The 25,241-nt window shown below is 28.9% G+C and carries 20 protein-coding genes and 1 pseudogene; 18 read left to right on the top strand and 3 right to left on the bottom strand.

Translation table 11 applies throughout. From position 1 onward, the window contains the following. Positions 1-3 precede the first annotated feature (3 nt). The 9 genes from QMG30_RS16490 (at position 4) to QMG30_RS16450 (ending at position 12,216) form a co-directional block, all read left to right on the top strand. Positions 4-888, top strand: a complete 885-nt coding sequence (locus tag QMG30_RS16490; RefSeq protein WP_281817275.1) for an alpha/beta fold hydrolase — start codon at positions 4-6, stop codon at positions 886-888. Positions 889-1,089: 201 nt separating this feature from the next. Then, complete coding sequence (locus tag QMG30_RS16485; RefSeq protein ID WP_281817274.1) at positions 1,090-2,883, top strand: sensor histidine kinase; 1,794 nt, start codon at positions 1,090-1,092, stop codon at positions 2,881-2,883. Then, a complete protein-coding gene (locus QMG30_RS16480) occupies positions 2,876-4,432 on the top strand; it encodes a response regulator transcription factor (protein ID WP_281817273.1) in 1,557 nt (518 codons plus the stop codon). The genes QMG30_RS16485 and QMG30_RS16480 overlap by 8 nt, the downstream gene beginning before the upstream one ends. A gap of 285 nt (positions 4,433-4,717) precedes the next feature. Next, positions 4,718-6,043 carry an ABC transporter substrate-binding protein gene (locus QMG30_RS16475; RefSeq protein ID WP_281817272.1) on the top strand — a complete coding sequence of 442 codons (1,326 nt, stop codon included), beginning with the start codon at positions 4,718-4,720 and terminating at the stop codon, positions 6,041-6,043. A 90-nt stretch (positions 6,044-6,133) separates the two neighbouring features. Further along, entirely contained in the window at positions 6,134-7,003 is an 870-nt protein-coding gene (locus QMG30_RS16470; protein ID WP_281817269.1) for a carbohydrate ABC transporter permease, read from the top strand. A 13-nt stretch (positions 7,004-7,016) separates the two neighbouring features. Further along, positions 7,017-7,847, top strand: a complete 831-nt coding sequence (locus QMG30_RS16465) for a carbohydrate ABC transporter permease (protein WP_281817267.1) — start codon at positions 7,017-7,019, stop codon at positions 7,845-7,847. A 225-nt stretch (positions 7,848-8,072) separates the two neighbouring features. Beyond that, the gene (locus tag QMG30_RS16460; RefSeq protein ID WP_281817265.1) at positions 8,073-8,612 is read left to right on the top strand and encodes a hypothetical protein; all 540 of its coding nucleotides are present in this window, start codon (positions 8,073-8,075) and stop codon (positions 8,610-8,612) included. A 251-nt stretch (positions 8,613-8,863) separates the two neighbouring features. Next, a complete protein-coding gene (locus tag QMG30_RS16455; protein WP_281817264.1) occupies positions 8,864-11,227 on the top strand; it encodes a carbohydrate binding domain-containing protein in 2,364 nt (787 codons plus the stop codon). Between the two features lie 2 nt (positions 11,228-11,229). Continuing rightward, positions 11,230-12,216: a peptidylprolyl isomerase gene (locus tag QMG30_RS16450; protein ID WP_281817262.1), complete on the top strand. Its 987-nt coding sequence runs from the start codon at positions 11,230-11,232 to the stop codon at positions 12,214-12,216. A gap of 214 nt (positions 12,217-12,430) precedes the next feature. On the opposite strand, the gene QMG30_RS16445 is transcribed toward QMG30_RS16450, so the two are convergent. Beyond that, entirely contained in the window at positions 12,431-12,661 is a 231-nt protein-coding gene (locus tag QMG30_RS16445) for a helix-turn-helix domain-containing protein (RefSeq protein WP_281817260.1), read from the bottom strand. A 94-nt stretch (positions 12,662-12,755) separates the two neighbouring features. Between QMG30_RS16445 and QMG30_RS16440 the strand changes: the two genes are divergently transcribed. From QMG30_RS16440 to QMG30_RS25060, 3 genes are all read left to right on the top strand, one after another. Further along, complete coding sequence (locus tag QMG30_RS16440; protein ID WP_281817259.1) at positions 12,756-13,046, top strand: hypothetical protein; 291 nt, start codon at positions 12,756-12,758, stop codon at positions 13,044-13,046. A 259-nt stretch (positions 13,047-13,305) separates the two neighbouring features. Further along, complete coding sequence (locus QMG30_RS25065; protein ID WP_330680763.1) at positions 13,306-13,542, top strand: GNAT family protein; 237 nt, start codon at positions 13,306-13,308, stop codon at positions 13,540-13,542. Next, complete coding sequence (locus tag QMG30_RS25060; protein WP_330680762.1) at positions 13,523-13,741, top strand: GNAT family N-acetyltransferase; 219 nt, start codon at positions 13,523-13,525, stop codon at positions 13,739-13,741. Before QMG30_RS25065 ends, QMG30_RS25060 begins: the two co-directional genes overlap by 20 nt. 733 nt (positions 13,742-14,474) lie before the next feature. Here the strand turns inward: QMG30_RS25060 and QMG30_RS16430 are convergent. Together QMG30_RS16430 and QMG30_RS16425 are read right to left on the bottom strand one after the other, a co-directional pair. Beyond that, the gene (locus QMG30_RS16430; protein WP_281817256.1) at positions 14,475-14,981 is read right to left on the bottom strand and encodes a DUF2247 family protein; all 507 of its coding nucleotides are present in this window, start codon (positions 14,979-14,981) and stop codon (positions 14,475-14,477) included. After that, the gene (locus tag QMG30_RS16425; RefSeq protein WP_281817254.1) at positions 14,981-16,444 is read right to left on the bottom strand and encodes a hypothetical protein; all 1,464 of its coding nucleotides are present in this window, start codon (positions 16,442-16,444) and stop codon (positions 14,981-14,983) included. The genes QMG30_RS16430 and QMG30_RS16425 overlap by 1 nt, the downstream gene beginning before the upstream one ends. Positions 16,445-16,813: 369 nt before the next feature. Between QMG30_RS16425 and QMG30_RS16420 the strand changes: the two genes are divergently transcribed. The 6 genes and pseudogenes from QMG30_RS16420 to QMG30_RS16395 all read left to right on the top strand — a co-directional run bounded on the left by QMG30_RS16420 (position 16,814) and on the right by QMG30_RS16395 (position 25,123). Then, positions 16,814-19,141, top strand: a complete 2,328-nt coding sequence (locus QMG30_RS16420) for an AraC family transcriptional regulator (RefSeq protein ID WP_281817253.1) — start codon at positions 16,814-16,816, stop codon at positions 19,139-19,141. A 188-nt stretch (positions 19,142-19,329) separates the two neighbouring features. Further along, positions 19,330-20,250 carry an ABC transporter permease gene (locus QMG30_RS16415; RefSeq protein WP_281817252.1) on the top strand — a complete coding sequence of 307 codons (921 nt, stop codon included), beginning with the start codon at positions 19,330-19,332 and terminating at the stop codon, positions 20,248-20,250. 12 nt (positions 20,251-20,262) lie between these two features. Next, positions 20,263-21,144, top strand: coding sequence for a carbohydrate ABC transporter permease (locus QMG30_RS16410; protein ID WP_281817251.1), 882 nt, complete (start codon positions 20,263-20,265; stop codon positions 21,142-21,144). 97 nt (positions 21,145-21,241) lie between these two features. Next, positions 21,242-22,804, top strand: a complete 1,563-nt coding sequence (locus QMG30_RS16405; protein ID WP_281817250.1) for an ABC transporter substrate-binding protein — start codon at positions 21,242-21,244, stop codon at positions 22,802-22,804. A gap of 79 nt (positions 22,805-22,883) precedes the next feature. Continuing rightward, positions 22,884-23,168: pseudogene (locus QMG30_RS16400) on the top strand (discoidin domain-containing protein); the annotation flags it as partial. Positions 23,169-23,248: 80 nt separating this feature from the next. Further along, on the top strand, positions 23,249-25,123 hold the full coding sequence (locus tag QMG30_RS16395; RefSeq protein WP_281817249.1) for a family 20 glycosylhydrolase: 1,875 nt from the start codon (positions 23,249-23,251) through the stop codon (positions 25,121-25,123). Positions 25,124-25,241 lie beyond the last annotated feature (118 nt).

Genomic DNA, 25,241 nt, shown 5'->3' with positions numbered 1-25,241 from the left:
GGTATGGTTAAAGTATTTAAAAATCAAAAGGGTAGAGAACAGGTTTTGAAATCATATGATAATTTACTTGAATTATGGGATACTGATATTGAAGAAGTTAATTTACAAACTCGATATGGTATAACGCATTGTATTAAATCGGGGAATAAGGCAAATCCACCCCTATTAATGTTTCATGGAGTTGGTGATAACTCTGCGGTAATGTGGATATTGAATATAAAAGAATTAGCTAAACATTTTTATTGTATAGCTGTAGATACGATTGGTGGACCAGGAAAAAGTATTCCAAACGAGAATTTCGTTAAGAATAAATTTAATCAAGTAGAGTGGATAAATGAAATCGTACAACAGTTGCAAATTAATAATTTTAATATAGTTGGTATTTCCAACGGGGCATATATGGCATATAATTATCTGACACATGAAAAAGAAAAAGTAAATAAAGTAATATGTTTAGAGGGTGGAATGGTAACTGGTAATCCTATGATATCTATGTTGAAAACTATTTTTCTACTTTTTCCTCAAATATTAGTTCCAAATAGAAATAATTTAATTAGTATCATGAAGAAATTGACTTCACCGGAATCTAACTTTTTTGAACAATGTCCAGAGGTAGTAGAGCATATGATTATGTTAATGAGAAAACATAACCAAAAGGCTATGTTTATACATAAGTTAGAAAAATATGATAAACATAAGGGTAGGCAGGTAAAGGATAAGCTTAATTTTTTAATTGGCGAATATAGATTAGAAGATAAAAAAGCATTTACATGTATTTTAAATGAAGGTGGATTTAATTATGAAACTATAGGAGGTGCTGGACATGGAATTAATCATGAACAGCCACAAAAAATCAATAGTAAAATAATACAATATTTATTAAATTAATATTACCAAAATAAGTCTTATAGTTTCAATAAAATAAATATTTATATGCATTTTTATATATTATTATAATAATAAATTGATGTATTGCACATAAAATAGTATAATTATAAAATGTTATAAGAGTTTAATTGTCAAAACTCTAATTATGATTGAAAAAATATATTTATTAATTCTAAAATTATGCATAAGGTGTGTGGATTTATGAGATTGATGCGAACTAGAGGACTATCTGTTAGAGGGCGTATAGTTTTGATGTTTATTACAATAATGTTGCTCTTAATATTAGTATTCGGGACATATGCTACTTATAATATGTACAACAATATCATGAAGAACACCTATAAAAATATGAATTTAATGATTGATGCCAATAGTGAAAATCTAAACCAATCTTTTAGTATAATTACTAATACAACTATTGCTCTATCTGCGAGTGATGCTGTACAAGAATGGATTAAAGATGATAGTTATTTTGATAAAGAAAATGAAAGATATTATCTTAACGTACAGAATCTTAATAAACAATTCCAAAATATATTAACATATAACAATGTATGGGAAATGAATTCTTTTGCATATGTTACAGTGTATGAAAATAGTAGTTTGCTTGGCTATACTTACACGAAACAAGTAAGTACTAAGAAAATAACAGATGATTCAAGAAGAATAAATGAATTAATTGTAGGTGATACAGGGGAATATATAAATTACATACCACCATCACCTAATAATAATACCATGTATTATACTAGAAAAGTAAAATCTGATTTTACGACTGACGATAGTTTGATAATTATTGCCGCTATAAATGAAAGATATCTTAAGAATAAATACAACGGTCTATTAAGTTATGACGGTGCATTAGCATATATTATAGATGAAGATGGCATTATATATTCCTCTAATGATAAATCTTTACTAGGTAAAAAAATATCAGATGATATCACTAACAATATTGATTACCATAAGATGGATGAAATTAATTATGACAATAATAAATATGTAACTGTGTCTAGAGAAATTAAAGAGAATGGTTTCCGACTTATATATATGTTACCTAAAATGAATTTGATCAAACAGACCGTTAATGGGATGAATTCATTTATAATAATTGCAATAATACTGGCAATTGTATCTATTGTATTTGTTATTATAATATCTATGAGAACTACTGTATTCATCAAAGATTTCACAACTGCAATGAATAAGGTAAGAGAAAAAGACTATGATTACCGAATGACTAAATATGATGATGATAAACTAGATACCCTTGTGAATACATTTAATTCTATGACATCTGAAATACAGACACTCTTGAAAACAACATATGAGTCAAAATTATTGCTTAATGAAATGGAAATCAAATTTTTACAATATCAAATGAACCCACATTTCTTGTTTAATATATTGCTTACTATTCAGATTAAAGCAAAAATGTGTAAAGATGAAACGGTATATCAGATGATAGCATCATTATCAGCTCTTTTGAGAGCTGGAATTTATGGAGATAAACGTTCTATTATTACTATAGAAGAAGAACTGAAATATGTAGAATACTATCTGTCATTACAAAAAATGAGATATGAAGATAGATTGACTTATACTATTAATATAGATGAAGAAGATATAAAAACATGTAAAATTCCAAGATTAGTTATTGAGCCTATTGTTGAAAATGCTATTGTTCATGGTGTTGAAAAAACTGATAACCAAGCTGTGGTTACAGTTGATATAAAGAGTGAAAATCAAAAGGTATATATTAAGGTAATGGATAATGGAATAGGTTTTAACGTTGAAGAAATAATGCAAGCTAAAAATAATGATATTACAGATAGAAAAGTTGAACGTGAAAAAATGGGATTAAAAAATACAGATCATAGATTAAAGTTGATATATGGACCTGATTATGGACTAAACATTTACAGCGAAAAAAATGTTGGTACGACCATTGAAATAATAATACCGAAGAATAAAGGGAGAGCAGAAAATGTATAAAATAATGCTTGTTGATGATGAACGTAATATTAGAAATGGTATAAGACATCTCATTGATTGGGACGAGTTAGATTGTGAAGTTGTAATAGATTGCAGAAATGGTAAAGAAGCTCTTGATTATATAGCAAAAAATGAAGTTGATGTTGTTGTGACAGATATCAAAATGCCTGTCATTGATGGTTTGGAGTTATGTAAGAAAATCAATGAGAACAAATATGATATAGAAGTAATTATTCTAACAGCCTATTCGGATTTTACTTTTGCACAAAAAGCCATCAAATACAATGTAGTTGATTTTGTTATTAAAAATGAATTCATTGAAGAGTTACCAAGTGCAGTCAATAAGGCTAAGGCTATTATAAATGATAAAAGGAAAGAAAGTAAGAAAATAGAATTAACAATTAACGACTATAACGACTATCGTCAACATCTATTAATGAAATCGGCTCTTTCACAAGATGTAAGTATTGAAGATATAGAAAAATATGATCTTAATAAATATAATTATTGTATAAATGCTTGTGAGATAGATTATTATGATGAAAAAAAAGATAATAATGCTTCTATAAAAATGCTAAAAAACTTTTTGAACATCACTATGAAAGATTGTGATTCTGAAGTAATACCTATAAAAGATAATCATATCATGATTGTAATATTAATAGACAAAGATAAAGACATTGCATTGAACAAGGTAGTACAACATTTTAATGAGATTCTTCTTATGGTTGAAGAATTCATGAGATTAGATATAAAACTTGGGACAAGTCAGATTATTAATGATTTCAGTGAAATAAGTGATTCGTATGAAAAGGCGAATGAGGCATTATCCAGAATAACCACTAAGGGAAATGCGTTATATATCCATGATGATTCACTGTTAAAAGATGAAAAGATGATTAATATTAATATTGAAGAATTCACCAAAGAAATATGTGATATAACATTAAAAGGTGATAGAGAAGAAGCAGTAGTCAAAATAAAAGATCTTGGCGACCAATTAGTTAAAGCTAATAAAAGCTTTGAACAATGTAAAATGGATATACTAATCATCTGTAGTTCAATAATGCGTAATGTCGTGAAATATGATATAAGTCAAGATTTCAATCAAATAGAGAAAAAACTGTATGAGAGCATTAATGCAGCCAAGACAATGTTTAGTCTAATTACAATATGTACACGTATAGTGGAGATAGCAATAAATGTGTGTAGAGATAAAAAAGATATAAGAAACCAACTTGTAACCAACGTAGACAACTATATCAAGAATAATTATAAAAATAATATTTCTTTACAAGACATAAGTAACTCACTATTTCTTAACAGCAGTTATTTAAGTAGAGCGTACAAGAAGTTAACAGGAATTACAGTAACTGATGCAATCAATATATATAGGATAACAAAAGCTAAATCATTATTGAAAAATAGTGAGTTGAAGATATATGAAATAGGGCTAGAAGTTGGATTTCGTGACCCTGCGTATTTCTCACATGTTTTCGTAAAATATAATAATCAAAATCCAACAGAATATAGAAATAGTGATAAGTAGATAAATATTTCTCATATCGGATTAAATTAAACAATAAATAACTTGCTCTATTAAATAATATAATCATAACGATTTGATTAAAATATTAGAGCAGGTAATTTTTTTACTTTTTATTAGTATAATAGGTAAAAATAATACAAGGTCAAAAAAACTTCAATAAACTTAGATATTTTTGGTAAAAATTGAACAATCAAAAGGAAAAGCAGTCTATTCAATTATTAAGATTTTACATATATACTGATATCACAAAAGAAAATAAAATTTTCGAATAGGGAGGATTTACTTATGAAATCAATATTAAAGAAAGCAATGGCTTTAATGATAACTCTTACAATGGTTTTTACTTTAGCTGCTTGCGGTAATAAAGATAAGAAATCAGATGAAAGTTCTAATGGAAGCAAACCAGTTGAAATAACTTATGCAACATTCATGGTAGGATCACACGTATCAGCAGCTGCTGAAAAGGAAGTATTAGATGAATTCAACAAAAAATATGAAGGTAAAATAAAAGTTAAAGTTGAAGAGCTTCCAAGTGATGATGCTTATGTAAATAAAATGAAAGCTCTTGCTGCTTCAGGCGCATTACCAGATGTTATTAACGGTAAAAATGGCCTAAGAGAACTAGCAGTGAAAAATGGTCAAGCTGTAGATCTAATACCTTTCCTTGAAGCTGATGAAGAATGGAATAAGTATGTAGGAGAAGGAGCTATCAATTATAGCAAAACAGATGATGGAAAATTATATTCAATAGCCAATCAACAACAATTAGTAGGTTATTTCTATAATAAAGATATGTTTGAAAAGACAGGAATCACTCCTGCAAAGACATGGGACGAATTCATGTCAAACAATGAAAAATTAAAAGAAAATGGATATACACCACTTGCTATGATGACTGGAGAGAATGCATGGACAACTAATCTTTGGCTTGCAGCAATTATCGGTACTAATGGCGAAGAAGGTAATAAATATATGAACACTAATTACCCTGAAAGTTATAATAATGATTTAGTAGTGAATGCTCTTACAATGGTTCAAAAATGTTTGAAAGATTATACAACACCAGATGCAATAGGTGCTATCTATGCTAACTCCGCTAATAATTTCTTACAAGAAAATACAGCTATTATAGCTAATGGACCTTGGATGGTTCCTGATTTCACTGATACGTCTAAAGCAAAAGAAGGGTTAGCAGATAGAGTAGGCGTGTCATTATATCCTAACGATGGTATCGTTACACAATATGAAATAGGATATGTATTATGTACTAACGATAAATCAAAAGAAGAACAAGATGCAGCGTTGGAATTCTTGAAATTCAAGACAGGAAAAGAAGCTCAGAAGATATTCTTAGAAAAATCAGGTGCATTACCATTAACAGCCAATGTAGAATTATCAGATGAATACAAAAAAGCTAATCCACTTGTAGTAGACTTAATAGACCTAAGTACAAAAGCAAAATACGGATTTGAAAACATGGACAACACAGCTTATTCAAGTGTTATAGAAGAATTCTCATTGAGTTATCCAGAATTGGTATATGGAGGAATTACACCTGAAGAAATGGCTACAAAACTAACAGAAGCTGCTGATAAACACAAAGAACAATAACAAGTAGTATCAATAAATATATACATCAATGGAAACCTTATCTTACTATACGTAAGGTGAGGTTTTTAAATAGCAGAGTGGAGGGCATATATGACTAAAAATAGAAAATGGATAATTTTATTTTTAACTCCTGGTATAATTCTTTTTATATTCGTATTCCTTATTTCAATCGTTTTGCTGGTAGGGACTTCGTTTACTAGCTGGTCCATTGGATCAAGTATATCATTTTCTGGAATTAAAAATTATATATATCTATTTACAAAAGATAAAGATTTCATAACAAGTATTTTCAATACAATCATATGGATAGGATTACAGTCTACAGTACACATTTTTATTGGGGTTGTTTTAGCGCTTATATTATCAAGAGCTAGATGGTATACATCAATTGTCAGAACAATATTTTTCATACCTAATATTATTTCAAGTGCTGCCCTTGGTTTGTTGTTCCTATGTATTATGAATCCTCAATTCGGAATGGTTAACAATATAATCACTAAGATTACGGGAAATCAATTTGCTCACAACTGGTTTATGAATCCTGATACAGCATTCTTTTCAGTAACTATGACTTGGTTACCTTATGCAGGTTTAGTAACTATTCTGGTTATGGCAGAGATGGCATCCATATCAAAAGAAATATATGAAGCCGCATCAATTGATGGTGCTTCGAATTTTCAACAGAACATATACATTGTACTTCCTATGATGAGAAATATCATTGGTACTGCTACTATATTAGCAGCAACAAGTATGTTACAGAAACTTGATATAATCATTATGACAACAGGTGGTGGACCTGGGGCTAGAACAATGAATATGCCGATGTATCTCTATAAGACAGCACTTGTAGACAATAACTACGGACTTGCAAATGCACAAGGTGTAATTTTAATAGTATTAGGTCTTATTACACTTATTTCTGTTCGTAAAATCTATAGAATGGATAAAGAACGATAAGGGGGGACAGATAATGAGAGCAATAACACCAATTAAAAAAATATTGACATTCATATTCGTATCATTTATTGTCATAATATCCGTAGTTCCTTTTATCTGGGTATTCGCATCTTCATTTAAAGGTAATGCAGATATTATGTCATCAGTTTCGGGATTTCCAAATGGATTACAATTCAGTAATTATGTATCAGCATTCAATATTGCGCCACTTGTTACTTTTTATAAAAATAGTGTAGTGGTTTCGATTATTGCTACAGCACTGAATTTGATTATATTTTCTATGGCAGCGTATGTAATTGTTAGGTGTAAATTCAAATTGAAGAAAACAATCATAATTGCATTTTCACTTGCACTAGTAATTCCTGGAGCAGCTCTTTTACAGCCATTATACAACACACTTTCTGCAACACATTTGTATGATACACTTTCAGGACTTATTATTGTATACGCAGCCCTTGGTATGCCTACAACCTTCTATATAATGATGAGTTATATCCAGACGATACCGTATACATTAGAAGAGGCTGCATATATTGATGGAGCAGGTTTCTTCAGAACATTTATGCAGATTATTTTACCACTTACTCGTCCAGCTTTTGCAACAGCAGGTGTACTTCAATTTCTATTCTGCTGGAATGAATTCCAATTCGCATTGACTCTCACAGGGGACAAAATGAACAGAACTCTTCCTATAGCACTTTATTATTTCAAGAGTTCATTCGCCAGTGACTATGGTGCAATGTTTGCAGCTACAGTATTAGTTACGATTCCTAGTATCATAATATATATGTTAATGCAGAAACAGATTATCTCAGGGCTTGTATCTGGATCGGTAAAAGGATAAGTTTATAGTTGACATAATAATAAAAATGAATAATTAAATAATATTAATGATAAAGATTTCTTATTTTAACTAAAGTTATAGTAAGAAATCTTTTATTTTGCCATATTATTGGTATATAAAAGAGTTTTTATTGTGAAATATGTATATTGATGGATATTTGTGTTATAATTAAAATAATGTATTAATATGTAGCTAGGTAAAAGGTAAGAATAGGGGTTGGATAATATGAGGAAAAAAGAGACTTTAGTAGTTGGAATACTTATTATAGTATTGATTTTATTGGAGACATTTAGTAAAAACACCATAACGGATGCTATGAATGATGCGAATATACATGTCCATCAGATATTACATAAGGTTGATTGTGATAAGGGTACGTTAGTTTTTTATGAACTTGAAGAACACCCTAATGGCTGTAATATTGGATTACTGGAGAAATCCCTTAATAAGTATAAATGGGTTAACGGTGCTGTAGTTGACGATTTTTCTGAAGAAGAAGATCTAACATGGTGTCTATCCGGTATTGGTAAGTCCAATGAGATTGGAAATCCTGATGCTCTTCAAGTGGCACATGGTATTGTAACTAATGATAATATAGTAGAAGTGACAGTTGCGTTAAAGGATGAAGAAGCTAAGAGTGCTGAGATCGTGGATACTGATTTGGGTAGAATATGGTACTTTCTTATGGAAAAGGAGACAAATCATAGACCGGATATAGCTGGGTTAGATAGTGATGGAGAAATAGTTTATGGGATAGGATTATGATGCATATATGAAAATATATGCTTCACTTATGAGCATTTTGAATATTTTTTGTAATTTCAATATATTATAATTGTACTCTGTAAAATCTAAGAATTTTATATAAAATCATAACAATAGTCCATACTTGTTATAATAATTTTGTGATAATATGTTTAAAAGAATATGTATTTATACTATATTGGGGATAATGACGTATAATTCAACTAAGCTTATATATTCTTTTAATAAAAACAAGAGAGGAATAATATTGTATGAGGAAAAAGGTATTTAAAACATTTAATTTCATTCTAGCGGGTTTTTTGATTTTAACTATGGTAATTGTACATCCTTTATCAGTCCGAGCGACCGAGACAACGTATTACATTGATTCTGTTAACGGAGATGATACTAATGATGGTAAAAGTACTAGTACTCCTTGGAAATCTCTAGACAAAGTTAATAGTATGGTATTTTCACCTGGGGATAGGATATTGTTAAAAGCTGGTAGTGTATGGAACGGTCAATTGAAACCTAAGGGTTCAGGTACAGAAGGAAATCCTATAATCATTGATATGTATGGTGAAGAAAATAAACCAATTATAAATGGACAGGGTCAGGTCTTGATTACATTACATCTATATAATGAACAGTACTGGGAAATTAATAACTTAGAGATAACTAATCAAGGTGCTTCAGAGTTAACTGGTAGAACAGGAGTGAAAATAGAAGCTCATGACTATGGAGTAGCAAACCATATCTACCTCAAGAATCTGGATGTACATAATGTCAATGGTGATAGTATTAAGAAAGATACAGGTAATGGTGGAATATTCTTTGTTATAACAGGAGATTCTGTAGTAACCAAGTTTAATGATATATTAATAGAAGATTGTTCAGTGAAAAATGTCAATAGAACAGGTATTTCTGTTGGTTTTACTTCATGGTGTGCATTATATGACGGTTATGGTGGCAGATATCCTAATCATATAGTGGAAGATTATTCATCTGATAATGTAGTCATTAGAAATAATTATGTAGAGACAGCTGGTGGAGATGCTATAGTTCCTATGTTCTGTAATCATCCTATTATTGAATATAATGTAGCTAATGGTTGTAATATAACTTCAGCTAATGCTGGACAATACAGTGCAGGAATATGGCCATGGCGTTGTGATGATGCTTTGTTCCAGTATAATGAAGTATACGGTACTAAGTATAATGGTGATGGTCAAGCTTTTGATTGTGACTATAGCAATAGAACAGTATACCAATATAATTACAGTCACGATAATCAAGGTGGATTTATGTTGATGTGTCAAGATGAATCTAATGATTCTATCGTAAGATATAATATAAGTCAAAACGATCAAGTAGGTCTTTTATCTACTTCAGGCAAATCATCTGGACATATCTATAACAACGTATTTTATATAGGACAGGGGTTAAGTACTACTCCATGGAGATTTACCGGTTCAGGTGATATAAAGGTATCCAATAATATCTTTTATAACGTGGGCAATTCAAAATCAGTAACGTGGCCTTCCAATGTTACATATAGTCATAACAATTATTACGGTTTCAATAATTATCCAGATGATTCATTCAAGAACACTGATGATCCACAATTCATCAATTCTGGTAGTGGAGGAATAGGAATAGACACATTAGATGGATATAAACTAAGTCCTGATTCAAGTCTAATCAATTCCGGTACCCCTATTTTATATAGTGGAGGCAAGGATTATTGGGGAAATGAGTTATATTATGATAAGCCTGATATTGGAGCTTTTGAGTATCCAGTAGGAGGTATTACAACTCCGGAATATGTTAATAGAGTTGTAAATGAAGGGTTTGAAACTGGAGAAGGTTCTCCTTTCTATCCTTGGAATTCATCAGTATCAAATAGTAATCAACGTACGGGCGATTACTGTGGACAAGTTGATAAATATGGTTCATGGGAACAAGTAATTGATGTACTACCTAATAAAACATATACTTTAACAGGCTGGATGGTAGTAGAGAATCAAGGAGATGAATTCTGGTTAGGTGTCAAAGATTACGGTGGAGATGAAATCCATGCAACAATTGACTCTACATCTTATACACAAGGCAGTATTCAGTTCACAACAGGACCATCTGCCAGTACAGCTATAATATATGCGCATCGACCTGATACAGGAGTAGGATCAGGATATGTTGATGATTTGTCAGTAATAATGGACGAAGAACAACCAGTCATCAATCTTGTTAGAAATGAAGGACTTGAAACAGGAAACAAAGAACCATGGTATGATTGGAATGCATCAATCTCCAGCAATAATCAACGTTCCGGCAGTTATTGTGGAAAAGTCAATAAATATGGTTCATGGGAGCAGGTTATTAATGTTGAGCCACAAAAGACATATACTCTTACAGGATGGTTGAAAGTTGAGAATCAAGGTGATGATTTTAGATTGGGAGTCAAGGATTATGGTGGTGACGCTGTTAGCGTTACTATTGATTCTACATCTTATACTAAGGGTACTGTGCAATTTACTACGGGAAGATTCAATACTAGTGCAATAATATACATGTATAGACCCGATACAGGAGTTGGAGCAGGGTACGGAGATGATTTTCAGGTAATGAGTGAATAAGTATGGGAGATAAAAAGAGGAACATAAATATAAAGAAGATAACGGGTTTTGTTACTGTCATTATGGTTCTTATACTATCATTTATTGTTATAGCAGCTAAAGATAAAGCAGGTGGTAATGCGAATAAAACTGTTGCTTACATCAATGATGAACCTATATCTTCAAGAGAGTTCAATCAATGTTATTCTTCTCATCAGGTTTTAGATTATATGATAAGAGTAAAGTTAGAACAACTATTATTCAGAGATAAGAATATTGTGGAAGACATTTCTTACAAATCTTTTATCAACAGTTTTATCAAAGAAAATGATAGAAGGAAAGAAGCTGTTGATAAAGGTGAAATCATCTATGGTCCTAAGCAATTTCATGAAGATGATTATTTTAGCTATTTACACAGTAAAAGAGTATTACTATTAAAAGAAATATTAGCAGTAGAGGATTTTGCAATTAACGATGAAAAATTAAAGATGTTCTATGATAATAGTAAAGAGATATATCCAGAGTATAAGAAACAAGATTATATTGAAGCTAGATTGATTAAGATTTCACCAAAAAATAGAGAGGGTGAAAAATTGACTATTTCAGATATAGAAGGATTGGTTGATACTTATGACGATATATTTGATAATCAAATGGCTTTCCAGAAAATGATAGAGGGAAAAAGTTATATGATGGATATAATTGATAGAGTATTTGATGAGTCTACAGCAAGGAATGATATAAGAAATGAATCTAGTATATATGACTCTGTTTCCAAATTGAAAATTGGTGAGGTAAGTGATGTTATAGAGTATAATAAAGCTTTTTATATAATCAAATGTATTGATAGAAAAGAAGGCGATTATTATTCTTTCGAAGAAAAGAAAGATTATATAAGGACTAGATACATTGATGAAAGATATGAAGAGCTGATACAAAAACTGATGAATGAATCAGAAGTTAAGATTGTTGATGACAGTATAAAAGCAAAGATTCAAGAGGTAAATTGATATAAAATATAGGGGTTGTCTGAAATTGATGATAATAATTTCTGACAGCCTCTTATTAGATGTTATAGCAATAAATAGAATTCATTTTAATAATATATTAGGTCTAGGTTTGTTAGTTTACTAGTTAGTATATAATTAGTTATCATAAGGAGCTGATTGATTAATTTCTAATTCAGATACTTGTTTACATGAAATTCACTTAGTTACGTATTATTTATTTTAAGTCTTTAGGTGTATAGGGAGTTTTTTTGTCTGTTCTACCAGCTAGATAATCAAGGCTAGTTCCGTAATAGTCAGCTAACTTGCACATAGTTTCAACTGTTATGGAGATTTCACCACGTTCATATCTTGAATAAGTTCTTTGATTGATATTGAGAAATTCAGCAATCTGAGATTGTGTTAAATCGTTATCTTCTCTAATATTTCTTATACGTTCAAATATCATTTGTAATCACCCCTTTGTTAAATTATAGCTTAGGCATATTAGTAGTATTGACAAATAGGCGTAATAAGCCTATTATATTTTTGAGGTGATTTTTATGAAAATAAATTATGAGAAAGTAATTAATGGCATAATTGAAGACTTAATTGGATACGCCTATGAAGACATAGCTGATCAATCTACTGAAATAAGAGAACTGGAAGGAAAATTATCTAAACAGAGTCAAAAAGTTCAAGCGGTTTTGCCTCTATTGAATGAGGAAAGCAGGAAGACTATAGAAGAATATACATGGCAGGTCGAGTGTTTGAACGGGGAATATAATAATAAGATTTATGTACAGGGATTAAAGGATTGTGTTAAGATATTAAAGTATTTAAGAATATTGTAAAGGTACAATAATGTTACTTACTCAACTTTCCCACTTCAATATTCTATGTAGGGAAGCTAATTAAAAGGCTTTGTAGAATAAAAATATAGGTGTTCCTTCTATCTTTTTATTCTACAAATCAAACCTATAACCTTTTATTTACCTGCATTAAATTAAAGGTGGGAAAGTTGAGTTACTTAGTTTCCTATGAAAAAATTTGGTCGAATATTTATCTTAAAAAATGTTTTAGGTAGAAAGATTTTGGTAGGAGGATATTGTTATGATAAGAAAATTAGATATGAATGTAGAGAAAATTGATAAGGTAATGACTATATGGAAGGAATCTACTATCAATGCTCATGAATTTATTCCAAAAGATTATTGGTTGGGAAATTATAATGTTGTAAAGGAAAAATATATTCCAATAGCTGATACGTACATATATTTAGAAGAGAATGAGATAAAGGGGTTTATTAGTATATTGGATGGAGAATATATTGGGGCATTTATTTGTTGATGTAGATTCTCAAGGTATTGGCATTGGGAGAAAATTGATTGAATATACGAAAGATAAGTATGATAAATTGACATTAGCGGTTTATAAGGAAAATAAGAAGGCAGTTGGATTTTATAAAAAAGTTGGGTTTGTTGTTAAAGATGAATGTGTGAATGAAGAGACTAATGCTGTGGAATATATGATGAGTTTTGAGGAGTAATTAAGGTGGATAATAGATAATTAATTATTGAAATGGATTGTATTTAAACGTATTAAATAATATATATAAATCAAATATGTTATATATAAAAAATTAATAGGTTTTATTTAACTAGTTAGAGATTCATGATTCTTTAGCTGCATTTTATATGAAATTTTCAATGGGAATATATTTACAAATATTTACAATTGGTATTTAGTTAAACTTGAAAAAGCTTATAGGCATTAGAAGTAAATTATTAGAATAGTATATCTAATACATATTTGGATAATCGTGGTTATAAAAGTTGATTTTTATATAATTAGTTCAAAGTAGATATTTAAATGTTAGAGGTATATAAGATATTTTTTCTGTCAATAATATAATGGGAAGTGTTTGAAAGCATCTTGGCAACTGTAATAGCTGACAAGATGCTCTATTATGTAAGGCGAATATTTGAATTTTAGCCAGGTAGAAGATATTTTACACACTTTTTATGACACAATCTCTTGCACTATGTAAGTATTTATCCGTGTTCTTATAAATGCTCTTGAATTCTTTTCATGTTTTCTAAAGTGTGATTTAATTTTTTGATACTTCAAAAATTGGTTTTAGTCGTCCCCTTTAGGTGAGAACTGTAGCTAAAAAATTAATGATAGCAACAGTATCATTATCTATTACTACCATTTATAATATAAGTTATTCTTAGCTCATTATTTTACTATAATATTTAGATTATGTAGTGAGTTTATACCTATCTTTTTTTACAAAACTTCTTTTTTTGTTTCGTTAAGTATTTTTCCCATTTGTCATACATACGCTTTTCATTAAGCTCTAATGAGCCACAATCTGGTTCATCAGAGGGCATATACCTAACGAATCCAGAAATTTGTTGTGGGTAATCAAAATCAGCATAAATCTGTTCGACTAATCCCAATGGGTCCTCGAATTCATCTTTATTATAAAATAACCAATCCAAAATCAAATATAACCATTTATCTATAACAATATCATCATCATAGGATATATTAAAATTGATAACCTTATCTAGGTGCTGTTTAATTGGTTCTTCTGGTCTTAAACATGCTAAGTCAATTATTTCTTGAGAACATTCGTCTTTTTCACTAAGTTCAGCTATTGCCCGTTCTATGGCAACTACTGGTGATATCAAATTTCTCTCGATCGCATATTTTATATCATACCAAGTAATCTCAATTTTTTTAGCTATGTAATCATAGCTTAACATAATATTATATTTCATTACCATCCTCCTTTTGGTACTACTTGATTTGGGTATCCAGTAAAAATACCTCCCGGAATAAATCGTTGATGTGATACATTTCCTACTGGAGTCAAAATATATTCAAATATCCCTGTCTTTCCATTCAACGCTCCTTTTGTTTGTAGAAGAGTCCGTTGAATACCATCTCCACCACGAATGTTATAAACCTTTCCTGCAGCTATTTGCTCTTTTGTTAAAAAACTACCAGAAAGATGAGATGGGTCACTTTTTGATAGTGCCGTACTTACACGATCTGCATCAACAATTTCATCTGCTGCAAGAGAAGATCTTAACTTTTCAAAATCTGCAACGTTTTCAGCTTCAGCTTTACTCGTCTCCTTAGTAATAACAGATTTACTATTTTTATTAAAAAGTTTAATACCGCTTTGACCTAAAATAAATAAATCATAAGTAAGAGCTGAATTTAAGGCAGCTTGGGTTATTTCTGGTGGTGTACCATTTGACTCATATTGTGATTTAGAAACAACTCCAACTATGTAATCTTTACTTTTACTGATAGATGTCAATTTCCACATAATATAATCCATTATAATAGTACCATAAGCATGTTCTTTAAGATCATTTCTCATATGTTGTTCCCACATATTCATTTCATAATCATATGCTTCTGAGTCAAATAAAGTAATTGTTTGCGTATCGCAATTTTCGTTACAATTTTTCCTAGGATTTTTATAATTTAAATTATTGTTCTGTGTGTATGTATAGATATTATCGTCTTCTCTAAAACTATCTTGTTGAATAAACCCATTATCTTTTAACTCATTAATTCCAACCATCAGTGAAGCTTGAAATGTAGCTCTATCCAACTTTCCTGTTACTTCAATGTTTATCCCTTTATTTTTAAGGAACTGCTGTATCTTCTTAATTCTCTCTTTGCTAGTATAATCAAAGTTGTTCTGTGATGATGACAAATAACTTATTTTGATATCACTATTATTATTTGTTTTAGAATAAGCTTTGTTGTTTATACGTATTCTTTCCCCATCCAAAAAGTTCTTTATATGGTCTATTTTACTTTTGAAATAATCTTTAAGTCCTCTAAACCATTTTTGTATAATACTGATACCAGTTATACTTGTTTTATCAGGTTGGGTTTGAGCATGGCTCTTATCATGAAACATATTTGCTATATCTACTAAACCATTAAATATAGTATTGATTTGTTGTTCACCGCTACTGTATTCAAATATAGCGGCATTAATGACTTTATCAGCGTTGTATGTTCGTTCAACAAGATTTTCTAAGTCTTTTATCAAAGTATTAAATTGATTATATATATTGTCTCTTAATTTAATATCAATGTCAATGGCATTATTAATCCCTTTAAATTCATCATATATACTGTCTATATTTTCTGTTATTCTCTTAATATCATTTTCTTTATCACGTAACCTGTCCAAATCATATTTTGTATACCCCATAATAGTGCTCCTTTCTCTGGGTAAATACTATATCTTTTACTTTATAATTTCAACAAATCCTGACGAACGACATTATTTATGGGATGAAATGCATTTTTTAATAACATATAGTGAGAATGTATTACAGTGACTGCGTTCTAAGTTCTTGAAAGAAATCAATAATTGACTAAAATATATTTTGATTAATTGTTAAATTATTTTGTGAAAATAGTATATTTAAATTAGCAAAACTTAAAAATTAGTAATTAAAATTTATGTATTATAATAAATTTAATAAAAAGTTTTATTATTTCATTGAAATATAATGTTATTTTTGGTAGAATTTTTTATAAAAGAGAATAAGATTATATATAAGAAAGAGGTTTATTAATGTTTATTTCAAATGTTAGGCTAAGAAAATATTTTCGTTATATATTTTTATCAATAACTTGTAGTTTTATTATCATCATTAATCTTTTTTCTTTTAGTATAATTAATTTTTTCCAAGGTAAAGCTATTGAAAATGAATATACAACAAATCTAAAAGTACTGTATCAGATAAAATATAATGTTGAGTATATGGATAATATGATTAAGAAATTATGCTTATTAACATATACTACACCTTATATTAAATATATGATGTATGAAAAAGAACAAGATTACGGAGAATTATTAAGATTAACTAATAGGTTAAGAGATACAATACAAAATACTAATGATTTCATCCACTCTATTTATATATATAATGAAAGTAATAAACAATTCTTTTCTACATATCAAGGATTAGAATTTAAAGATAAATATCTAGAAAATATGATAAACAGTAATCAATGTCCACCTAAATTAACTCCTATTTATAGAAATATTAAATTAATTAATGAAGATGAAAAAGAATTTAATGTTGACGATGTCTTTACATATATTTTATATGATAATTATGATGAAGAGCGAGGAATAGACGGTTCAATAATCTTCAATATAAAAGCTGATTGGCTTTTTGATAATATCAAGCTCATTAATTCATTGAATGACTATAGTGATGAAGGTATATATATCCTAGATGAACAGAATGAAATAATTAATTTGGATAATAATTTTAGCCTGAAACCTGAATATGAATCAGATATTAAAAAAGAAGTAGTTAACAACATGAATGGTAATATAGGATATTTTACAAGCAAAATATCTGATGAAAAGTTTTTAGTATCATATATGAAGATAAAAAAGGTTAATTGGACTATCATTAATGTTAAACCTCATAAACAAGTTATTAAATATATTACTAAAATGAAAATAGGGATTTTGCTAATAACAATATTATTCTTATTCATTACTATCATACTGTCGATAATAATAACAAGCAAAATCTATAAGCCGGTAGGTAGTCTGATATCTCAATTAAAAAAAGAAGATGAGCATGTTAATAACAATGATGAAATAGCATTACTCAAAAATACTTATTCATATTATAGTCAAGAATTAAAAAGATTAAATACTGAAAACAATAAGAAAGATGTAATATACAAAAATTATTTTTTGAGAAAATTATTGATTAATAGTTCTGCTATAACCCAGAACGAATTACGTGAGGCAAAAAAAGAAAAACGTATAGATCTGAACTTTGATAATAAGTTTGTAATATGCATTCTAAACATTGATAATCAATTGGAGTTTCAACATAAATCCAAAGAAGATAAAGAATTATATTTATTTGTAATAATGAATATAACTACAGAACTATTATCTAATATATATAAGAATACGGCTATTGATATGAGACAAGGTAATATAGCTATAATTGTTAGTAATATTAAGGAAGAAAAATATGACAAAGACTTAATTGATAAACTAATCATTGCACAGAATAAGTTTTTGAATTATTTTAATATGTCATTTTCAATTTCTATGAGTACTATTTGCAATGATATACAAATGCTAGAAAAGTTTTATAAAGAAGCTGTAGAAAATATGAAATATAAATATATCTTTGGCAATAAAACTATTATCAAACCTGAAATGGTTGAAAAGAATAGAAGTAATCCCGATTATAGTTACTCTAATGAACTTGAAAAGAAATTATTAGAGGCAATAAATTCAGGTATTAAGAAAGATATAAATGAAGTTTTAATCAAAATATACAAAGAAATTTCAAGACTTCATCATGATCATATTACTGTTTCAATACTGAAATTGACTACGACAATTAAGGAGACTTATACAAAAATAAACCTTTTGAGGTTTGAACCTGTGGATATAGATATTGAAAATCTAGTAATGAAAGCAAGCCAAATAGAATTTCTTGATGAGTATAAAACTTTTATTCAATCACTGATAGAATCTTTTTCCATTAAACCTAACGAGGGAAATGAAAAAAAACAGGTTATTCTTGTGGAAACAGTAAAAGATATAATACATCAAAATTATTCTGATAAAGGATTATGCCTGTCTCAAATAGCAGAGATATTAAAAGTTTCACAAGGTTATCTAGGTAATGTATTTAAATCATATATGAAAATATCTATAGGCGCATATATAAATAATGTAAGACTTGAAAAAGCAGCAGAATTATTAAAAAATAGTAAAATGTCTATTAATGAGATACTAGAATATATTGGGATAGAAAATAAAACTTATTTTTATACCTTATTCAAAAAGAAATATGGTGTTACTCCAAAACAATATTCATTAAAAGCTGCTGTTTCTCCTTATCTATAATCCCTTAAAATAAGGGATTTTCTATTACTATCTTTATTTTTTATAATAAATGTTAAAAATTATAATTGATATTATAATAAATTATGTTTTTTATAATATACAATTTCCTAAATCAACTCTATACTAATGTTATAGCAAATTAGGGCCCTGATTGCTGGTAATATTAATTAGAGAGGTTGAATAGCTCTATGATTTCTTACAAAAAAGCATCAAAGGAATTTAAGAAGAATAAAGGGTTATTCTTTATGAGTTTACCAGGATTGGTTTTTATTATTATTTTTGCATATATTCCTATGGTAGGATTAATAATAGCTTTTAAAGATTATACCTATGATAAAGGCATATTTGGAAGTAAGTGGATTGGATTTGAGAATTTCAAATTCTTTTTTACTTCAGATGCCGCCTTTAGAGTTACTAGAAATACTATTTTATTGAACTTATTATTTATAATTGCTGGAACTATTATTGCTATTGTTTGTGCACTTATGTTATATGAGTTAAACAGAAGAGCTGTAAAGTTATATCAAACTATTTTATTTTTCCCATTTTTTATATCATGGGTTGTAGCCAGCTATGCTGCATACGCTCTCATGAATTATGAGTTTGGAGGTATTAACTCATTTTTAACAAACATAGGTTCGCAGCCAATAGAATGGTATTTACAATATAAATACTGGATAGTGATATTGTTTATAGCATACATATGGAAAAATGTGGGGTATTTTTGTCTGCTTTATTATACTGGATTACTTGATATTGATCCTGTGTATTTTGAGGCTGCAAAAATTGATGGTGCATCTAAATGGCAGCAAGTTTGGAATGTATCGCTACCACTTATATCTCCCCTTGTAATTATGCTTGTTCTTTTAAATATTGGTAAAATATTTTACGCAGATTTTGGTTTGTTCTATTTCCTACCAAAAAATTCTGGAGCTCTTTTTGAAGTAACTGATGTTATTGATACTTATGTTTATAGGTCACTAAAAACTACTGGTGATATAGGAATGGCTTCAGCCGTTGGATTTTATCAATCCATTATGGGCTTTATTCTTGTAATGATATCAAATTTTATAGTTAAGAGATTTGATAAAGATAAATCTTTATTTTAGAAGGTGAAAAAAATGCATAGTAAAAATAGTAATTTAAATAAATACATAATCAATGCCATTTTTATTGTAATCAGTATATTGTTTTTAATACCAATTTTATATATTGTATCCATATCATTAACAAGTGAAAGAGATATTATAGAATATGGATATAAAATATTGCCTACTAATGTAACAATTAACGCATATAAATATGTTTTTAATAATCCGTGGCAGATTATTAATTCATATGGAATATCAATTTTTATAACAGTATTTGGAACATTATTAAGTCTTTTTTTAAGTACTATGCTTGCTTATACTATGTCAAGAAAAGATTATAGGTATAATAAAATTACTTCATTTGTTGTATTTTTTACATTATTATTTAATGGAGGACTTGTTCCAACCTATATTTTAATTGTTAATTATCTACATTTGAAAAATACTATATGGGCATTAATATTACCTTATACAATTAATGCTTGGTATGTAATACTTCTTAAAGGTTTTCTTTCTACAATACCTTTAGCACTTGTAGAAGCTGCACGGATTGATGGTGCTTCGGAAGTGGGTACGTTCTTCAAAATAGTAATTCCACTTTCTAAACCAGCATTAGCTGCAGTTGGTCTTCTGATATGTTTTACCTATTGGAATGATTGGTGGTTAAGTTTACTCTATATTGACAAAACTAAAATAATGCCATTACAGTATTTGTTATACAGGATTATGGCAAATGTAGACTTTTTAAGTAGACAGGCAGCATCTTCTATTGGTGTAAATGTAAAAGAAATACCTACAGAATCGCTGAGAATGGCAATGTGTGTTATTGCAGCAGGTCCAATGTTGATATTATTTCCTTTTTTCCAAAGATACTTTGTAAAAGGGATAACAGTAGGATCAGTAAAAGGTTAGGCTTCATCAGTTTTTTTCTTGCTAGCGGAAGGAAACTGTGGCAAATAGATTAAGATATGATAAATAAATATTAATTTATCCGAAGGGGGACTTTTTAATGAAATGTAAATTTGTATCTTTTATATTAATAATAGTTTTTGTTTTAACAAGTACTTTGGCAGGATGTCAAAAATCAGAATCACAATTAAAAGTTAAAGAAAAAGAAATTGATTCTAGTAATACTGAAACAGATTCTAATGATTCCACAAAATCAGCAGATGAACTTGAACCAGTAGTATTAAAGTGGTATATAGCTGGTTCAGAACAACCTGGATTATCTGAAGTTGTTGAAGAATTTAATAAAAGGATAAAAGAAAAGATCAATGCTACAGTTGATATAACAGTAACGGATTGGGGAAGTTATCAGCAGAAAATTCAATTGATGATTGCCTCTGGAGAAGAATTTGATTTATGTTTTACATCTTATTGGTTAAATAACTACTTACAGAATGTTGGTAAAAATGCATTTATTCCTATAGATGATCTCTTGAATGAATATGCTCCTAATGCTTATAAACAAATACCAGAGAAATTATGGGATACTGTAAGAGTAAAAGGCAAAATATATGGTTTTATTAATTATCAAATTGCTTGTCACCAGCCTGTAATATTTATAAATAAAGAATATGCAGAGAAATATAATTTTGATACAAGCAGTGTTAAAACAATAGCAGATATTGAACCATTTGTAAAAAATATTGTTGAAAATGAACCAGATAAAATACCTATGAACTTAAATTCTGGAAATAGTAGTCTTGATACACTTTTTTATGATTCTGAAATAAAAATTGAAGAACTTACAGGAAGACGTATTCCTGGTGCTATAAGAATAGATGATTCTACAGCAACGGCAGTCAATCAGTATAAGCTTGATGAATATTATAATATTTTCAAATTAGCTAAAAGATGGCATGATATGAATTTCTGGAGAAAAGATTTAGCTACAGTTACAGACACATCTGCAGAAAGAAAGGCAGGAAAATTTGTTATAGAAACTGGTGGAACATATAAACCAGGAGTAGAAGGTGATCTTGCAGCACAAATAGCAGGTAGTAAACCTTCAGATTGGATTACCATAACTTTTGGAGATCCATATTTAGGTTCTAATCAAGGGGCAGGTACTATGCATGCTATAAGCAAGACATCCAAGAATCCTGAACGTGCCATGATGTTATTAGAACTTATCAATACTGATAAAGAACTATATAACTTGCTATGCTATGGTATTGAAGGAAAACACTATAATAAAATAGATGAAAATCATGTAGAACCTGTTGAGAATTCAACATATAATCCAAATACTGACTGGGAATTTGGATATCAATTTAATGCTTATTATAAAAAGGGAGTTAAAAATGGTACTTGGGAAGAAACAATAGAGCTTAATGAAGCAGCAAAGCCATCTCCAGTATTAGGTTTTTCATTTGATTCAGAACCAGTAAAATCAGAAATTGCTAAATGTCAGGCAATAGTTGATGAATTTGTTCCATTGCTTGCAACAGGTTCCGTTGAGTTGGATAAATATTATAATGAATTTATTGATAAGTTAGAAAAAGCAGGTAGTGAGATAATTGTTGCAGAGCTTCAAAGACAAATTGATGAATGGAAAAAAACTAAGTAAATAGTTTTATTAGAGAGCAAGAAAACATTGCTCTCTAGTTTCCATATATATTTAACTCAATCTATAGGGATGGTCAAGTGAATTTAGTGATCCACAATGGATAGATGTAGATTTGGGTCAAGAATACAGTATAGATACAGTAAGATTATTATGGGAGACAGCTTATGGAAAAGCTTATAAGATACAAGTATCAAATGATAATATTAACTGGAATGATGTTTATTCTACATCCTCAGGTGATGGAGGAATTGATAATATTACATTTGAACCTGTAAATGCGAGATATATAAGAGTGTATGGTATTGAGAGAGGATTAATAGATTGTGGATATTCAATATTTGAGTTTCAAGTATATGGAAATTAAACTTATATAACTAAAAGAGTAAGAGTGAGAAGATAAATTATTATTTATCTTCTTCTCAATTCAATGTATGGAGGATTATTATGTTATTAGTACCAGTTCCAAAAGAGATAAAAATTTTCAATGAAGAGTTTTATAATATTAATGAAAGTCATATCATAATTAATAATATTAATAAGAAAGAAATGTTTTTTATTGCTAAACAGATTCAAGGTATTATTAATGAAGAATTAAAGAAATATTTTCCTATAATTATAGAAAAAAGGAAAACGAAAAATACAGGAATCATATTTACTCAAAAAGAATCACTAAAATGTGAAGAGTACATATTGAAAATCAATTCAAATAGTATTGAAATAATTTACTCAAAACCAGCAGGTGCATTTTATGGTGTAATGACATTAAAACAAATTATATCTCAATATGGAGGAGTTTTACCTTGCTTAACAATACAAGATAGCCCCGATTATCAAGTAAGAGGTATTATGATAGATATTAGCAGGAACAAAATTCCTACCATGAAAGAATTATTTAAATTAATTGATTTCATGGCTGAATTGAAGCTCAATCAATTACAATTGTATGTAGAAGGATTTTCTTTTGCCTATCCTTCATTTCCTGAGGTTTGGAAAGATAGAACTCCTATAACAGGACAAGAAATTATGGAGATTGATGAATATTGTAGAGCAAGACATATTGAATTAGTATCTAATCATAATAGTTTTGGACATATGACTGATTGGTTGAAAAGAAAAGAATTTAATCATCTAGCTGAGTGTCCAGATGGTTATACAAACTCAATAGATAATGTGCATAGAGATCCAGGTACCTTGAATCCAATTGATGATAATTCATTGGTACTGATAGGAAAAATGTATGATGATTTTCTTCCTTATTTTACATCTTCATGGATAAATGTTGGATGTGATGAAACTTATGAATTGGGTAGAGGATTCAGTAAAGATGTATGTGAAGAAAAAGGAAGAGGAAAAGTCTATCTTGAATTTTTATTGAAATTAAATAAATTAGTGCAAAAGCATGGTAAGAAAATGATGTTCTGGGGAGATATAATTAACGAGTATCCTGAATTAATAGGTGAGCTTCCCAAAGATATTATTACTTTAGAATGGGGATATGAAGAAGAACATCCATTTGATATAAGGTGCAAACAATATCAAAAATCAGGTATACCTTATTATGTTTGCCCTGGAACAAGTAGTTGGGAATCAATTGCTGGTAGAATGAATAATATGAAAAAGAATCTCTATAATGCAGCCATCAATGGTAAGAAAAATAATGCAATGGGTTATTTAAACACTGATTGGGGAGGTAATGGACATTGGCAATATCCTTGCGTAAGTTATCCAGGATTTATATATGGAGCAGCGTTAAGCTGGGGTGTTGAGAAAAATGAAGATGTTGATATTGCTGAATATTTGAATCAAATGGTATTTAGGGATGAAAATAATAGAATGGGACAATTTATTTTGGATTTGGGTAATTATTATCTTAAGGAGACCAAAAAGATGTTTAATAGTACCTATATATCTAAAATACTAGTTACTGATATAGAGATAAACAAATTTTTAAATGTTTCTGCTGATATAAAGGATATGAAAGAGGAAGATATTGAAAGTATAGAAGAATATATAGAGCAATTAGAAAGACAACTTGATAAAACTAATATGAGATGTGAAGATGCCAACCTTATTTATAATGAGTTTAAAAATACTATAAGATTCATTAGGCATGGGTGTAAATTAGGCAAATTAAAACTAGCAATGGATCAAAAAGAAATAGAGAATAAAGAGGAATTGTTAAATCAAATGCTTAATGATATTGGTGTTATTATTGTTGAACATCAGATGTTATGGATTAAAAGAAATCGAATAGGAGGTCTTAATGATAGTCTTAATCAGTTACTAAAGTTAAAAAATTACTATTATTCATTATTATAATTATACTAGAACTTCATATATTATTATAGTATATAAGAAGAAGGTTATTTTGCATAACCTTCTTTAAGTTATACTGAGACTTAGATTTTATATTATAATATTACTAAAACAATTGTTA

Origin of the sequence: Vallitalea longa (genome assembly GCF_027923465.1) — a bacterium.
Taxonomy (GTDB): domain Bacteria; phylum Bacillota; class Clostridia; order Lachnospirales; family Vallitaleaceae; genus Vallitalea; species Vallitalea longa.
This window is presented reverse-complemented; position numbering and strand designations above follow the sequence as displayed.